The sequence below is a fragment of the Streptomyces virginiae genome, assembly GCF_041432505.1.
GTDB lineage: Bacteria > Actinomycetota > Actinomycetes > Streptomycetales > Streptomycetaceae > Streptomyces > Streptomyces virginiae_A.
Map to the genome: position 1 here is coordinate 8,468,562 of NZ_CP107871.1, position 15,080 is coordinate 8,483,641.

General features: G+C 71.1%; 11 protein-coding genes. 4 read left to right on the forward strand and 7 right to left on the reverse strand.

Going from position 1 to position 15,080, the window contains the following annotated elements; translation table 11 throughout:
• Positions 1–285: 285 nt before the first annotated feature.
• Positions 286–1,833, reverse strand: coding sequence for an alpha/beta hydrolase (locus OG624_RS39080; RefSeq protein WP_051762941.1), 1,548 nt, complete (start codon positions 1,831–1,833; stop codon positions 286–288).
• 391 nt (positions 1,834–2,224) lie between these two features.
• Entirely contained in the window at positions 2,225–4,543 is a 2,319-nt protein-coding gene (locus OG624_RS39085; protein ID WP_371640574.1) for an ADP-ribosyltransferase domain-containing protein, read from the reverse strand.
• 273 nt (positions 4,544–4,816) lie between these two features.
• Here OG624_RS39085 and OG624_RS39090 point away from each other — a divergent pair, with 273 nt between their 5' ends.
• Positions 4,817–6,307, forward strand: coding sequence for an MFS transporter (locus OG624_RS39090; RefSeq protein WP_371589596.1), 1,491 nt, complete (start codon positions 4,817–4,819; stop codon positions 6,305–6,307).
• Positions 6,308–6,445: 138 nt separating this feature from the next.
• On the opposite strand, the gene OG624_RS39095 is transcribed toward OG624_RS39090, so the two are convergent.
• The 3 genes from OG624_RS39095 to OG624_RS39105 all read right to left on the reverse strand — a co-directional run bounded on the left by OG624_RS39095 (position 6,446) and on the right by OG624_RS39105 (position 8,754).
• Entirely contained in the window at positions 6,446–6,895 is a 450-nt protein-coding gene (locus OG624_RS39095) for a hypothetical protein (RefSeq protein ID WP_244290695.1), read from the reverse strand.
• A gap of 631 nt (positions 6,896–7,526) precedes the next feature.
• Positions 7,527–8,297: a hypothetical protein gene (locus tag OG624_RS39100; protein ID WP_161296873.1), complete on the reverse strand. Its 771-nt coding sequence runs from the start codon at positions 8,295–8,297 to the stop codon at positions 7,527–7,529.
• 142 nt (positions 8,298–8,439) lie between these two features.
• Positions 8,440–8,754 carry a hypothetical protein gene (locus OG624_RS39105; RefSeq protein ID WP_161296871.1) on the reverse strand — a complete coding sequence of 105 codons (315 nt, stop codon included), beginning with the start codon at positions 8,752–8,754 and terminating at the stop codon, positions 8,440–8,442.
• A 2,448-nt stretch (positions 8,755–11,202) separates the two neighbouring features.
• On the opposite strand from OG624_RS39105, the gene OG624_RS39110 reads away from it, so the two are divergent.
• Complete coding sequence (locus OG624_RS39110) at positions 11,203–11,826, forward strand: ankyrin repeat domain-containing protein (RefSeq protein WP_371640575.1); 624 nt, start codon at positions 11,203–11,205, stop codon at positions 11,824–11,826.
• Positions 11,823–12,953: a YncE family protein gene (locus OG624_RS39115; RefSeq protein WP_033216640.1), complete on the forward strand. Its 1,131-nt coding sequence runs from the start codon at positions 11,823–11,825 to the stop codon at positions 12,951–12,953. Before OG624_RS39110 ends, OG624_RS39115 begins: the two co-directional genes overlap by 4 nt.
• 25 nt (positions 12,954–12,978) lie before the next feature.
• Here the strand turns inward: OG624_RS39115 and OG624_RS39120 are convergent, their stop codons facing one another.
• Positions 12,979–13,260 carry a hypothetical protein gene (locus tag OG624_RS39120; RefSeq protein ID WP_033216642.1) on the reverse strand — a complete coding sequence of 94 codons (282 nt, stop codon included), beginning with the start codon at positions 13,258–13,260 and terminating at the stop codon, positions 12,979–12,981.
• On the reverse strand, positions 13,257–13,994 hold the full coding sequence (locus OG624_RS39125; RefSeq protein ID WP_371640576.1) for an HNH endonuclease family protein: 738 nt from the start codon (positions 13,992–13,994) through the stop codon (positions 13,257–13,259). The genes OG624_RS39120 and OG624_RS39125 overlap by 4 nt, the downstream gene beginning before the upstream one ends.
• Before the next feature lie 201 nt (positions 13,995–14,195).
• On the opposite strand from OG624_RS39125, the gene OG624_RS39130 reads away from it, so the two are divergent.
• The gene (locus OG624_RS39130; protein WP_371640577.1) at positions 14,196–15,062 is read left to right on the forward strand and encodes a DUF4132 domain-containing protein; all 867 of its coding nucleotides are present in this window, start codon (positions 14,196–14,198) and stop codon (positions 15,060–15,062) included.
• Positions 15,063–15,080 lie beyond the last annotated feature (18 nt).

The following is a 15,080-nucleotide window of genomic DNA, read 5'->3' on the forward strand; positions in this document are numbered from 1 at the left end:
CGCCGAGCAGTGGGTGCCGGGCGTTTGAGGGGGACCGGTCCAAGACATGGCGGTGCGCGCCCCACGGGGCCGACCCCCGCGGAGCGCCGGTGATCCCGAGGGCGAGGGCGAGGGCGTCCGGGCCGCGTTCGTGGGCCGGCTCTCTGCCGTCCACACACTTCGCGCTCCACCGGCGGATCGTCACGCGCCCCGTGCGGGGTCCCCCATCCGCTGACACCGCGCGACTGCGCCGATGCACGGCACCGGACGACACGGGCTTGACCGGCAAGATCCGAAGGGGACGGCCTACCGGCCAGTGGTCGGGTCGGGAAGCGGCTTGCCCTCGCACGAGGCATCCTCGGTGGGCATCCGGCCGTCGACGAGGAAGCCCTCGACGTACGCGTCGACACAGGGGTTGTGCGACTGGTAGACGCCGTGGTCGCCGCCGCCGACGGTGATCAGCCGGGATCCGGCCGTCCCCTGGTGGGCCTGCAGCGCGCCCTCGTAGTACGTGGCCGGGTCGTGGAGCGAGTTGAGCATCATGATCGGCGGCAGCCCCTGCCCGGTGACCTGCACCCGGGGCGCCCGGGAGCGCGGCCAGGCGGCGCATATCGAGGCGAAGGTCAGCTCACGGGCCCCGGCCATCGGGTACGCGGCGCTGTCGGCCGCGCTGCGGCGGACCCAGAAGGCGCTGTCGTGGTTCCACGGGGTGTCCTGGCAGATGACGGAGAAGAAGTCCGCCGCGAACTGCGCCCCCAGCGGGTGCTTCAGCTTCTCGGCCAGGGCCTTGCGGGCGGCCTGCGGTGCCGCCTCCGGGTGCTCCAGGACACCGAGCAGCGTCGCCAGATCGGGGAAGCGGTCGCCGCTGTAGATGAGGGAGGTGGCGGCGGCGTCGAGGTGGTTGGGGGTGATCGTCGTCCCCTCCAGGTCCAGGGGGTGCTCGCTCAGCGCGCGCCGCAGCCGCTCGTACGAAGCCTTGGCCTCCTCGGCGGTCCGGCCCCGGTGGTACGTCGCGTCGTTCGTGGCGAGCCAGGGCAGGAAGTCCTGCTCGAACCGGCGCTGGAAGCTCATCGGCTGGCCCGTCAGGAACTTCTGCCAACTGCCCGTGAAGCCGATGTTGCTGTCGAGCACCACCCGGTCGACCCGGCGCGGGAACTCGGTTGCGTAGTAGGCGCCGAGAAAGGTGGCGTACGAGGGTCCGTAGTAGGACACCTTCGACTCGCCGAGCAGCGCCCGGAACAGGTCCATGTCGTGCACGGCCTGGTCGGTGGTGATGTACGGGAGCAGATCGCCCGACCTGCGCTCGCAGTCCCGCACGAAGTTCCGCGCCCGGTCCACGGTGGCGTCCACGGCCCGGCGAGAGCGGTCGCGCAGGTCGCCGCTGGTGAACAGGGCGTCCACCGCGTCCTGGTCGGAGCAGACCACCTGCGTGCTCGCCCCGACCCCGCGCTGGTCGAAGCCGACGATGTCGTACGCGGCCGCCACCTTGGGCGAGTACGCCGCCGGCCCCGCCGGCCGGCCCAACCCCGAGGCACCCGGCCCGCCGGCCGCCATCATCAGCACGCCCCGCCGCGCGGCAGGGTCCGTGGCCCGGTGCCGGGACACCGCGACGGTCAGATCCGCCCCCGTGCCCGGGTGGTACCAGTCGCGCGGCACCGTCATGGAGGCGCACTCCAGTGCACCGGACTCGCACGGTTGCCAGTCGAGGCGCTGCTGCGCGTACCGCGCGGGCACGGCCGGCGCGCCGTCCTTCGCCCCGGCGGCGCTCGCCGGTGACGCGGGCAGGGCGGCGAAAGCGAGCAGCCCGCACGCGGCGGCCGTGGCCCACCGCGCGGGCTTCTTGAAGAGGTGCATGTGAGTGGTTCCCCCGGTCGGAGCGATTCGGTACCCACCGATCCTCCGAGAACCCGGTCCACCGGACGATCCCCCCAGTGCCCGCATCGCGGGTGGTGCCTGTACCACCCCCGCCGGGCCGCCTCGACCTCGTCGAGGCCGGACGCGGCCTCGGAAGCCGGAACCACCAAGCTGCCCGCCTCGCCTGGCCGCGTCCCCTCCCCGACCGCTGTTCATGTGCTGACCGTTCCCGGTGACAGCGCCACGGTGACGTGACGTCATGCGACAGGCCCGCCCGCAGGACGGGCTGCCGCCCGGATCCGTACGGCACCCGGTCACCCCGCACCCCAGCCGGGGCGGCCGGCAACCCCCGGCGCGGACAGCCGGCAGCCGGCTCGTCCGGGGCGCGGGGTCAGGACACCATGAGGGCGTCGTCGACCTCGGTCAGCCTGACCGTGTGGAGACCGCTGCGCTCGCTCTTGATGTCCGTCACCTTGAGCTGCGTGCCCGGGGCGAGGATGTACTCCTCCTCTCCCGTGAACGCGGAGAACCTCTTGATCCCGACCGCCTTGGCGGGGGTCACCTCGAAGAGCGTGCGCTTGCCACGGCTGCCCAGGAAGGACCGGGCCACGTGCAGCTGGGAGGTGCACGAGGAGACGCCCCACCAGGTGACCGTCCGGCCCACCGGGTACTGCGCCCGCAGGTCCAGCGACACGCCGCGCCACAACGGCTGCGTGTGCGCGGGCAGCCCGGACACCGCCGAGAACAGCAGCCGCAGGTACGGGAGGTAGGGCGTGACCGCGGTGCGGTCCGGGGAGCGCAGGACGGCGTTGATCTCGCGGTAGAAGGCGGACTCGCAGGTGTAGAGGTGGAGCGCGGCGATCGCGTCGGCGGACAGGCCGGCGGACGTCTCGTCCGCCCGCCGCTTGCCGAAGTCGTGTGAGCGGTCGATGTGTCCGGCGAGCCCGGCCAGCGTCCGGGCGACGGGTGCGACGGCTTCCTGGAAATCCATCAGCGGCGTGTCGAACACGCCGGTGATCGCGGGGAGGACCAGGCCCTCGTCCTTGACGCTGGTGAGCCGCTCCAGGTACAGCTGGTGCAGGTTCATCGTCGACTCGATGAAGGCGCCCATACGTGCCGCGACCCCCGCGTCCGCGCCGGCCGTTCCCTGATCCCACCCCTTGCTCGGCAGCCAGTCGACCGGGTCGGCGCCCAGCGAGGCGAGGGCCTCGTTCACCAGGGCGAAGTGGTCGCCCTCGCAGAAGATGTCGCCCTGCGCCGCCGGGTTCGCGTGGTCGATGTGCCGGACCTCGACGTCCGGGTACTTCTCCTGCAGTCGCAGGACGACCCGCTTGAGGTTACGGGCGTGCGCCCCCCACCAGGCGAAGACGATCCCGCGGTCCTCCTCGTCGGCGTCCTGCTTGGCCTTGAGGATCTCCTCGACGATGCGTTCGGCGACGGGCCGCCAGAACGCCGTGTGCTGGTCGGCGCCCATCGCTCCGTCGCCGCTGGCGGTGAGGGAGGCGTTCAGCAGCAGCACGCCCTGCGTGAGCATCGCCTGGAACCACTCCGGCGGCTGGACGGTGTCCCGCTCCTTCAACAACGCGCGCACCTCGGCGATGGGCGTCTTCTTGGCTATGCCGTACTTCCACATCGCCGCCGCCTTGATGAGGCAGCGGATGCTGACGACCCGGCCGAACTGGCTGTCCTTCCAGTCGCTGAAGGTGTTGTCGAACATGGCTATGCCGGTCGCGCTCTCCGGCCGTGGGTAGGGATTCTGGCCGAAGGCGACGACCTTCCACTTGTGCGGCGGGTTGGGCTTGAGCGCTTGGAAGGTCAGCTCGCGCACCGGGACGACCTCGGGGCTGCGGCCCTTCCCGATGAACCGGGGGGCGTCCGGCAGCGCCTCGATGACCGGCCTCAGGAGCGGAAGCCAGGGTTCGCCGCCGCCGTCGAAGAGTTCGGTGAGAGCCAGGGGGTCGTTCGCGTCGGTCATGGGAGAGGAGCTCTCGTTCGTGTCGGTGGAGGAAGGGAGGTGGCCGACCGGGTGGCCTGCGGGGACGGGCCCGTCGGGCTTCGGCGGCACGATGCGTCTCCGCTCCTCGACGGGGGCCTTCTCGATGCCGTTCAGCTGCGTGATGATCGTGGCGCGCAACTCGTCGTCGTCCTGGAACCAGTGGTCGTGGAAGAGGGTGTAGCCGGTCCACATGAGGTTGGCGCACAGCCGGGCCGGGACTCGGCCGGTCTGCGCGCCCATCCCGACCAGGGCCACGGAGCGGATGCTGCCCGGCGTCCGCCGGTTCTGCCGGTGAACGGCCTGGAACGCGGCGGCGCAGGCCAGTGCCACGTTCAGGGTGGCGCTCACGTTCTGCGAGGACTGCACCATGGTCGGGGTCGATATCAGGTACCGGGGGACGGCCGTGCCCGACGGGACGCAGACCGCGCTGCCCACCGGGAGGACTCCGGCGAACCGGTCTCGGATCGCGCGCTGTACCCGTACTTGGATGCCCGATCCGAGGTGGCGCTTGATGGCGGCGTCGACGCCGCCGTCCATCCGGCCCCGGGAGTTCGTGGGGGTGACCCAGGCGTCGACGTCCTCGTCGAGGATCGAGCCGCAGCGGATCTCGATGCCGGGGGTGTCCGCGAACGCCGCCCGCCACGCCTCCACCACGTGCTCGTTCACGTCGGCCAGCACCACCCTCAGCGTGGGCTGAACACTGCTCTCGGACATCATCCACTCCTGTCGGGAAACGGCCCCTTGCAACATCACGAACGTAGCCGTGACCACTGACAACGGCGCTCGGCCACGCAGTTGGTGAGGGGCCGTCACAGCTGCGCGAACGGCACGGCGGCCGGGCTACGGCAGTTCGCGCGGGCCGTGTCAGGTGTGTCGCGGCGGGTGTGCCCGGAGCCCGCGAGCAAGCTGGGACGTGACCGCATGTCCTGCCGGTTCGCGGGAACCCGGCAGGGCAAAGGGGCGTCCGAGAAGGAGGAACAGGGAACCATGGCATCCGACTCGTCGCCGGTGCCCGTGCCGGCCACCACGGGCACCGTCACCACGGCCGTGCCGGCCCGCCTCGACCGCCTGCCGTGGTCCCGGTGGCACTGGATGATCGTGATCGGCCTCGGCACCGTCTGGATCCTCGACGGCCTCGAGGTCACCATCGTCGGCAACGTCGCCGGCCGCCTCGCCGAGGAAGGCAGCGGCCTCGACATCACCGCCGCCCAGGTCACCGGCGTCGCCGCCGCTCTCTACGTGGCAGGTGCCTGCTCCGGGGCGCTCTTCTTCGGCTGGCTGACGGACCGCTACGGCCGCAAGAAGCTCTTCATGGTGACCCTGGTCGTCTACCTGGGCGCGACCGCGATGACCGCGCTGTCCTTCGAGTCCTGGTGGTTCTTCCTCTTCCGCTTCCTCACCGGCTTCGGCATCGGCGGCGAGTACGCGGCCATCAACTCGGCGATCGACGAACTGATCCCGTCCCTCTACCGGGGCCGCGTCGACCTCATCATCAACGGCAGCTACTGGCTGGGCGCGATCGGCGGCGCCCTGCTGTCCGTCGTGATGCTGGACACCGACATCTTCCCCAAGAACCTCGGCTGGCGGCTCAGTTTCGCGCTCGGCGTCGTCCTCGGCCTGGTCGTCCTGCTGGTGCGCCGGCACGTCCCCGAGAGTCCGCGCTGGCAGTTCATCCACGGCAGATCGGAGGACGCCGAGGAACTGGTGAGCTCGGTGGAGCACCGGATCGAGGAGGAGAAGGGCGAACGCCTCCCGCCGCCGGCCGGCGAGATCACCGTCCACCAGCGCGCGAGCATCGGCTTCGGGCTGATCGCCAGGACGGTCTTCGGCCGCTACCCGCGTCGCGCGTTCCTCGGCCTGTCGCTCTTCATCGGCCAGGCGTTCCTCTACAACGCCATCACCTTCGGCTTCGGCACCATCCTCACGACGTTCTTCGACGTGCCGACAGGCAGCACCGGCTATTACTTCGCCGTCATCGCCGCGGGCAACTTCCTCGGACCGCTGTTGCTCGGCGCGCTGTTCGACACGCTCGGGCGCCGGATCATGATCTCCTCCACCTACCTGCTCTCGGGCGTGCTCCTGTTCGGCACGGCATGGCTGTTCGACCGGGGTTCACTGACGGCGACGACCATGACGGCCTGCTGGTGCGTGGTGTTGTTCTTCGCGTCGGCGGGCGCCTCCAGTGCGTACCTGACCGTCTCGGAGGTCTTTCCCATGGAGACCCGCGCCATGGCCATCGCCTTCTTCTACGCCCTCGGCACCGCGGCCGGTGGCATCAGCGGCCCGCTGATCTTCGCCGACCTCACCGAGTCGGGCGTGGTCGGCGACACGGCGCTCGCCTTCCGGATCGGTGCCGCGCTGATGTGCGCCGCCGGACTCGTGGCGGCGTTCCTGGCGGTCAAGGCCGAGCGCCGCTCGCTGGAGGACATCGCCGAGCCGCTGTCGGTGGCGAAGGAGGCCCAGGCCGAATCGCGTTGACCGCCTCCTCGCCGGTCCGGGGGCGGCCTTTGGCGGGCGACCGAGCGTTCGGTTCCGCCATCAGCTCGTCGAGGACGTGCTCGCCGAGCTGATGGCGGTGGCGGACCGGTTCGGCCAGGCCCGTGAGTTGGTACAGCCTCAGTGGGCCGGTGTCGGCGTCCGCTCCAGGCGGGCTGGATGCCCGGTGGTCTCGCGCACGGCAAGGAGGAACGCGACGATGGGGTCCGGTGCGGCCGGAGCTTGCGCGCGCAGGATCTGGTAGCCGTCACCTGCGATGCCGTGGACGGTGCGCCGTTGCTGCAACCCCTCCTGAGGCTGCTCCACTTTGCCGGTTTTGGATTGATACTGCAGTGCGCGGGCACCTGCGGTGATGACTTCGGCGAGCCGGTTGGCGAAGGCCGCGTTGCACCCTCCGAGCCGGACGAAGCCGTGGCCGGCCACGGGCCCGTCGTTGCTCAAGGAGGGAAGTGTCATGTCTGCGAGCGCGAGCGCTGCCTGAAGCTTGGTGACAGCGTCTGCGCCGGCTTGGTAGGCGGTGTCCTGGCGCCGCTTGTACTGGGTTCGTTCTGCGTAGTTCAGTTCGTACATGTTGCTGATCTCTCATGATGGGCGTGGCGGCGAGGCGCCGGAGCGCATGTGTGTGTTCGGTTGAGTGGAGTGTGGCCCTGTGCCCGGTGGGCGCAGGCCCCTTGCGCATGACCCCCCATGGCTGCCATGGCGCTGATCACCTGAGCGGCAGTCCTGCCGCAGATGCCGACGGGGCCACCTTCCGTTGCCCGGCATGACCGTTCCCCACGGCACGTCGGGCCGGTGTGCCGCAGTGATCGGACGCTCGGGGTGCGGGGGTGTGGTCCCGGCAGCATCGCGGTGGACGGCCGGCTCGGAGTCAGCTCGCGATGGGGGGAAAGACGGGTAGACCGTCGGATTGAGTCTGGGTGCGGACCGTGACTATCGGTTTCGATCTTCGTTTCAAAGGTGCAGGCGAGCACCCCTTTGACGTGTGGGAAGGACCGGGTTGGCCAGGGAGGAGTCAGCAGCTGCTACCGCCTGTGCTCTTCACGGGCGCCGCCCGTGGGCCGATCGGCTCTCTTGCGTCGTCGTGCGGCACCCCGGTTTCCTCTCTGACGCGCGTCCAGGATTCCGGCTCCCGCACTTGGACGTCGAACCAAGGACCTTTGCGTCGACCTGCGCACGTGGCACTGCCGCACGCGTGCGAGCGTCATGCGCCGTATCCGAATCGGTGGCCGTGGCCGTGACTGTGGGACGAGTGGACCGCCCCGCTGTCGGCCGCAGGGTAGGCAGGAGCGACACTGCTCGCGCCGCGTCCGGTGGTCGCCGTCTGCCGGAGCGGAGTGGGCACAGAGGCTGTCGGGTTGCGGTGCCGCGGAGCGGCCTGGCGAGGTGGTCGCGTGAGCGTGATCTGGCGGACCAGCTGTTGGAAGCAGGCCAGCGCCGCGACTGCGGGAAGAGCGGATGCAGCCCCGCCCGCGATTGTTCTGGGCGCCTGGGCCACGCACAAAAGCGTGGCCAGGGTGGAGAACAACAACACGATGGACCAGGAATGAAGCGCGCGGCGCTGGTGCAAGGCCGATCTGAGGATGGACAGGGAGGCGACCATCCAGGGGCCGTAGATCAGCAGGGGCCACCAGCTGACCACTTCGCGGGCCGTTTGGGGTCCGGCGCTGTGGCGCAGGGTGTCGCAGATGGCCACTCCACTGAGGATGCTCACGACTGCCGCGATGGCGCCCACCAGCGTGGCGGTGAACAGACTGCCGGTTTGCAGCAGGGTCATGACCGGCGATTTCGGCAGGTTTCGCCGGTGTCCCCCGGAGGCTCGTGCGGGCGGACGCTCGGGAGCGGAGTGCTTCAACCCTGCGACGAGGCCGATGGTGCCGGCCGTGTCACCGGTGCGGTCGAAGCCGCCTCGGGTGAGGGGCTCCCGCTGCCCACCTGCAGCGCTCTCCTGGAGAAGGCCGGCGAGTTCCTCCACCGGATCCCACGGTCGATTCGCCTCGCCGGGTCCGCCGAGCGGTTGCCCAGGAGCGGGATGCTGTACGTGTTCTTGCCGGCCCCAGAACGCCGAGGTCTCCGGCTGGGGGTGGAGACCGTGGATGTCCGGGTACCCGTACGGCTCATACACGGGAGCTGCCACCCGAGCGCTCGCCGACGGCCGTTGCGGACGCTGCCGCGTTCCCCAACCGCCTGCCGAAGTCGGTCTGGATCAGGCTCATCGTATGAAGAAACTCCTCAAAGATCGAGGACGAGTAACTGAGATCGATTTCCAGACTCTCGTCTTCCAGCGTTGCGTTCCGGGTCACGCCGCAGCCGGCTGAGCCCGGAATGAAAAGCCACTTCCCGACCCGGATCGCCCCGGAGCGAAAGCTGTCTCCCTGTTCGTCTTCGTCCGCAGTCCTGCGGAGGAAGGCGGGGAGCTTTGCTGTTGTCATATTCCATAAACGCTGTCGATGTTGGTCAGGGTATGCGCCATCCGGGTGATGGTGGCGGAGGGGCAAGTTTTAGGCCCTGTCATATCGATTTCAACAAACAGCCGGAACGTTATTTCTTCTGCCGCGCCGGTGCGTGACTCAGGTGAGGTCGAGCTTCGGCTCGATGCGGGAATCCGGCGAGTGGGACCCGCACCTCCGCGCTTCTGCGGGGCCGGCCGTCGGCGATGCGTCCACGTTCAACACGACCGTCCTCCCGCCTGTCGATCGGGACGCGCCCGTGCCTGCCGCCGGCTCGTGCCGCAGGCCGCCGTTTCACGTCTCCCCCTTGGCGTCGGGCCCCGTCATGGGCTCCACCGGCGCCGCTCCCCGGGGCTTGGGCGGCTACGTGGCCCCAAGGAGCGTGCTCGCCCCGGGCTCGGAGCTCGGAGGGTCGACCGACCATCGGTAAATAGGTCGAGATGCCAAGGCTGACGGGTTGCCGCGCATGGCTGCAATCGGGGGACAGGACGCAACCAGGCATATGCCCCTGCGTTATGCCGTGCGATCGCCGGGCTTCGGACCGGGCGGTACTCGCCACCACAACCTTCGAAAGGATCAGCTGTGGGAGACATCTTCCTGTGGATCGTGCTGATTTCCGCCACGCTGGGCACAGTTCTCACGGCGTTGTACTCGACGCGGGCCGGCCGTCTCTGGGCGGTGGACGCCCTTGAGCTGAGGCGCCAACGACGCTTCAGGCAGGTCCTGTCCCTGCACGTGGATGCCACTGAGCTGTCTCGCCGGGAAGTGGCAGTGCCGGTGTGGCCGGGGGAGGAGCCTGTCGGCGTCCCCGCATCCGGATCGTTCATGAGCCACGTCGGCCACCCGTCCTACGGCCGAACGCTCCCTGGTCGGCGGCAGGCCCCACCCGCTGAACCGCTGCAGCTCTGAGGGTGGAGTGCTGCGCCGGCTCGATGCCGGCGCCTCGGGCGATGAAGCCCTGGGTGCGGTGAGGCGGCCGAAGGGGGGCGGCGAAAGTCCATCCAGCCCCTGCGCCGCGCGGCATTGCCCTGGAGAGCCGCAGCCTGCAGGGCCCTGATGGGCCGCGCCGGAACGCTGTCCGATGCCACGTGCCGGCAGGACGCTCGGCCCGTTCGGCTGATCCGGCACGCCCAGCGGAAAGAGTGGTCAATATCGCTGAAACCCCGGCAACTCGCCCATCGCCGCAGCGGGGTGAAAACCCCGGCAATTCGCACATCGTCGGAGTGGGGCGAAAACCCCGGCAATTCGCACATCGCTGCTCTGTCGTCGTCGAATGAGTAATGTTTGAAAGGGTGGCGGCCGGTCTGATTCGTGCTCGCTCTATTTCGTCCTGGGTGGCGAGGGGGAAGTTCGAAATTCCCGAACCGAAAGAATTATCATTGGTCTGTCGTGGTGGGAGCCGTCCGCTGTGGATGGTGCGCTTCGGCAAGGTCCGTCCCGCCGAGACGCGCGGCAGCTGAGGGCAGTTCGTTGCGCGGTCCGGCTTCCGGATCATCTGGACACCTGCGAGAAGGGTTGCGTGAGGATGGCCACCTGCGATGATGCGGCAGCTCGTGATCCATGGACGACGGCACGACGGGTGGCGGGCACGGTGCGGGCGGTGTTGATGCTGACGATCCGCCGCCTGGCTGAAGCAGGCACGGCCCGCGAAACCACCCCGTCCTGGACACGGATGAGCTCGATGTCAGAACTCCAGGACGAATACAGGTTGGGCTGTTCACTGCCCCTGCCCCTCCCCCCGCCTCCTCCGGCCGGCCTGGCGAACGACCCACGCGAATGTCCATGGTGCCGATCCCTCGGAAGCCCTGAGACTTCTGGCCGGTCCGGGCCCACTGAGGACCGTTAGCGAGAACGGCCGCCGGCCGGCAGTTGGTGGACCGGCGTGCGGCGACCGCCGTCTGCTCAGGAGAGTTCGACCTGGGCACGGTCGACCCGTTGGGGTGTCGGCAGGGTGTCGACGTCGTCGGTGACGCGCAACGTGCGGGCCCGGTGGTGAGCGTGCCCTCGATCGGTACCGGCGAGGGGGCGGTCCGGGGCGGGCCGCTCTCCATGGGCCGTGCGGCGTGCGTGCGCCTGGGGACCGTGCTGACGAGCAGGATCGACAGCCCCGACCGGTGAGTTCCGCCGCATACGTGCCGTCGGAAAGGATTGCGTCGGTCAGCTCGAACCGCCGCCGACGGTACCGGCGGGGACGCCTTGCGCAGGCGGGTACCTTCTCATCGCCCCAGGGGTGGCCGTCGGTCGGTCGTGCAGGTGAGCGGCGAGCCGGGCGCGGCCGCATCGGCCGATCGGTCGACCCGCGGGTCGGCCGGACCGCTCGCGCGCTCCGGCCGCCGGTCGGACCCGCCGGCAGGCGCGGCGCGGCGAGCATGGACCGGGGGAGCGGGAGGGCGTACCCGGCCCTCCCCGCCCGGAGCCGAGAGGGACACCATGAACGCGCACGACCGACTCCTCCTCGACGGGGCCCGCCGCGGCGACGCGGCCGCGGTGGGCGCGGCGCTCGCCGCGGGGGCTGCCGTGGAGGCCCGCGACGAGGAACTGCGCACGCCGCTCCTGCTCGCCGCGCTCGGCGACCACGTGACCGTGGCCGAACTGCTGGTCGCCGCCGGAGCCGACCCGAACGCCCCCGACTCCCGGCAGGACAGCCCCTGGCTGGTGACCGGCGTCACCGGCAGCGTGCGGATGATGCGCCTGCTGCTGCCCGCCGGACCCGACCTGAAGCAGCGCAACCGCTTCGGCGGGATCTCCCTCATCCCGGCCGCCGAGCGCGGGCACATCGCCTACGTGCGCGCCGTGCTCGAGACGACGGACATCGACGTCGACCACATCAACCGGCTCGGCTGGACCGCCCTGCTGGAGGCGGTGATCCTCGGCGACGGCGGCCCGCGCCACGCCGAGGTCGTCACGGTCCTGCTCGCGGCCGGCGCCGATCCGCTGCTGCCCGACCACGAGGGCGTGACCGCCTACGAGCATGCCGCCCGCCGGGGCTTCGACGGCATGGCGCGGACCCTGAAGGCGGCGGCCGACGCCGCGGAAGCCGGGTCCGGCCGATGAACCGCCGCGCACGGGACACCCGTACCCGCACCCGCGGCGCCCTCGCGGCGATGGCCGCGGCCCTGCTGCTCGGCGCCTGCGCCGGGAACGCCCCGCCCGCGCCGCCCGCCCCGGCGTCCTCCGCCGCCTCCCCGCTGCCCGACACCGTTCCCACCCCGCAAGGGCTGCTGCTGACCGCCGACTTCGGGGCCGACACCGTGTCGTTCGTGGACCCCGAGCGCGGCACGGTCGCCTCGGTCACCGTGGGCAGGGCCCCGTACGGGATGGCCCTGGGCGCGGACGGCCGGGCATGGGTCGCCACCGCCGAGGGGGTGGCGGTCGTCGACACGCGCACCCGGGTACGGGTGGCCCTGATCCCGTACCGGACCGCCACCGGCCCCGTCACCGACGGCGAGTACCGGGGCGGCGGCATGGGCATCGCGCTGTCGCCCGACGGCGCGCACGCCTACGTCGGGGTCAACGTCCCCGGGACCACCGGGGTCCTGGAGGTCCTCGACACGGCGAGGAACGAGGTCACCGCCGTCGTGCCGGTCGGCCGGCGCCCCTTCGACGTGGACGTGTCGGCGGACGGCGCCGAGGTCTACGTCACCGGGCACGACTCCTTCGACGTCACGGTGGTCGCGGCCGACGCGCTGCGCCCCCGCCGCATCGAGGTGGCCCCCTACGGCACCGAGGGCGGGCTCGCCTCCTGGCTGAAGCCGCACTACGCCGTCGTACGCCCCACCGACGGGCACCTGCTGCTCCCCTTCGAGGGGGAGCGGCTGGCGGTGGTCGACCCGAGGACCGGGCGGACCCGGATCGAGCCGATGACCGCCGACACCCACCAGCACGGCGCCGCCCTCACGCCCGACGGCCGGCTCCTGGTGGTGGGCACGGGCGCCGTGCGGCCCGGCGACGGCAAGGGCCCCTCACTGACCGTCCGTGCCCCGGACGGCGCCGAGCGGGTGTACCCGCTCCAGGGCCCGCACGAGGACGTGGCCGTCTCCCGGGACGGCCGGACCGCCTACGTCACGGGCGGCTACACCCGCGACGGCTACTGGAACGGCATCACGGTCGTCGACCTCGACACCGGTGCCACCCGCCGACTCGCGGCGGGCGCCCGGCCCCTGGGCATCGCCGTCCTCTGAGCCCCGCGCCCGGTCGCCCCGCGCCTCAGCCGGTCCCGCCGCCCGGCGCCTCGGCCCCGCCGCCCGCCCGGACCGCCGCGAGGGCGGCGGCGTGCAGGGCGGCCGGGGCGCCGTGATGGGCCCGGGGACTGCCGGTGAGCACGTACCACTCGTCGGCGTCCTTGTACTGGACGTCGAACCGGACCAGGCCCCCGGCCACCACCGTCGTACGCAGCGTCAGCGGGCCGGTGATCACACCGACCTCGTCGGTCATCGCGCCGCCCGGCCCGGCGAGCACCTCGTCCTGCCACTGGTCCGGCCGCGTCATGAGGCGCAGGTGTCCAGCATCGTGGTGAGCATCTTCTTCTCCGGTTCGGTGACGGTCAGTCCGTACGTGGATTTCACGGTGGTCCAGGCCCGCCCGTACTGGCACCAGCTCGCCTTGTCCGGCGGCTGCCACAGGTCGGGGCTCTGATCACCCTTGGAACGGTTCGAGGCCGCGGTCACGGCCAGCAGCTGGGGATGGGTCAGATCGTTGGCGAAGGCCTTGCGTCGCGCCGAGTCCCAGCCGGCCGCGCCCGAGCGCCAGCCCTCGGCGAGCGGCACCATGTGGTCGATGTCCATCCTCCCGGCCTCGGTCACGACCACCCCGTCGTAGAGGCTCTTCCAGGTGCCCGAGACGGCCTTGCACTCGGCGTCCCGGGTGACATCGGTCCCGTCGCGCTCCAGGACCACCTCACGGGTGTCGCACTTGTTGCCCTGCTGCGCCCAGTGCGTGAACTTGTCCCGGCTGTAGCCCGCCATGGTGCCCACCGGCGCCACCCGGAGCGCCGCCAACTGGGTGCGTGCCACGGCGGTGCTGACCATACCGGGCAGTACGTCCCCGCCGGCCGGTTTGGCGTCGCCGCCGGGTGAGTTCGGCGCCTCGCCGGCCGGCGAGCCCGCGGGCGCGGACGCCTTCGGGTCCCCGCCGCCCGCCGCCACCGGATCGGAGCACCCGGTGGCGGTGGCCAACAGCAGCGCCACCAGCACCGCACCCGACACACGTATCTGACGTCCCATAACCCCACCCCGAGCCGGTACCGCTCCGCACGCTGTCCCGGAAACACTACCCAGAACCGGACAATCAACCTACGCAGGCCCCTCCGACGGGCGTTGTCAGTGGCTCTCGCTAGTCTCCCGACATACCGCAGCTCAGGGGGGTCGGCTCCCCCCTGTCAAGGCTGCGCGGAACCGGTACGGACAGGCGGAGGGGCACGGCTGATGGCATGGCTGGCGGCGGGCGAGGGGTACGAGATCGCCCTGGTGGAGGGACGGGTGGCGGCGAGGTCCGCCACCGGGCGGACGGCGGGACGGCAGTTGAAGACACTGCCCAAGGCCCTGAAGGACCATCCCGAGGTGGACCGGCTGCGCAGGCTGGCCGCCTGGCTCGACCGGCACGAGGCGGCCTGCGCCGCACAGGTCGACAGCTGGATGGTCTCCTCGCTGCCCGTGCCGACCGAACTGCTCGCCCGGGTCTGGCCGGACGAGGCCTGGCAGAACGCCCTGCGCGACGTGGCCGTCGTCGGTGACGACCCGGACGAGGTGGGCTTCCTGCGGGACGCCACCGCCTCCGGTGAGCTGAAGGTGGTCAACCTCGACGGCGAGACCGTACGGCTCTCCCCGCGCACGGTGACCCTGCCGCACCCCGTGCTGCTGCCCGACCTGGACGACGTACGGGACTTCGCGGCCGAGCTGGGCATCGTCCAGCGGGTCGAGCAGATCCATCGGGCCACCTGGCTCAAGCCCACCGAGCTCGCCGCCACCGCCACCGAGGTCCGCGACTACGCGGGCGGGTCCTTCCCCACCCGCTTCAGTCTCGCCGCCCGGGCCACGAGCCTCGGCTACCGGGTCTCCGGCGGCTACGCCACCTGCAAGGTCCGGGACTCCGGGACCGCGACCGAGGCCGCCGTGTGGATCGGCGAACCCTATTACGAGGACGAGACCACCACCGGCGCGCTGAGCTGGCACGACGAGGAAGGCCGGGGCGTACGCCTCACCGAGGTCGGACCGGTGGCCTGGTCCGAAGGCATGCGGATGGCCGCGGCGCTGTACGCCGGGCGCACGATCGAGGAAGGCACGGACGCGTGAGCACCGACCAGGAAGACA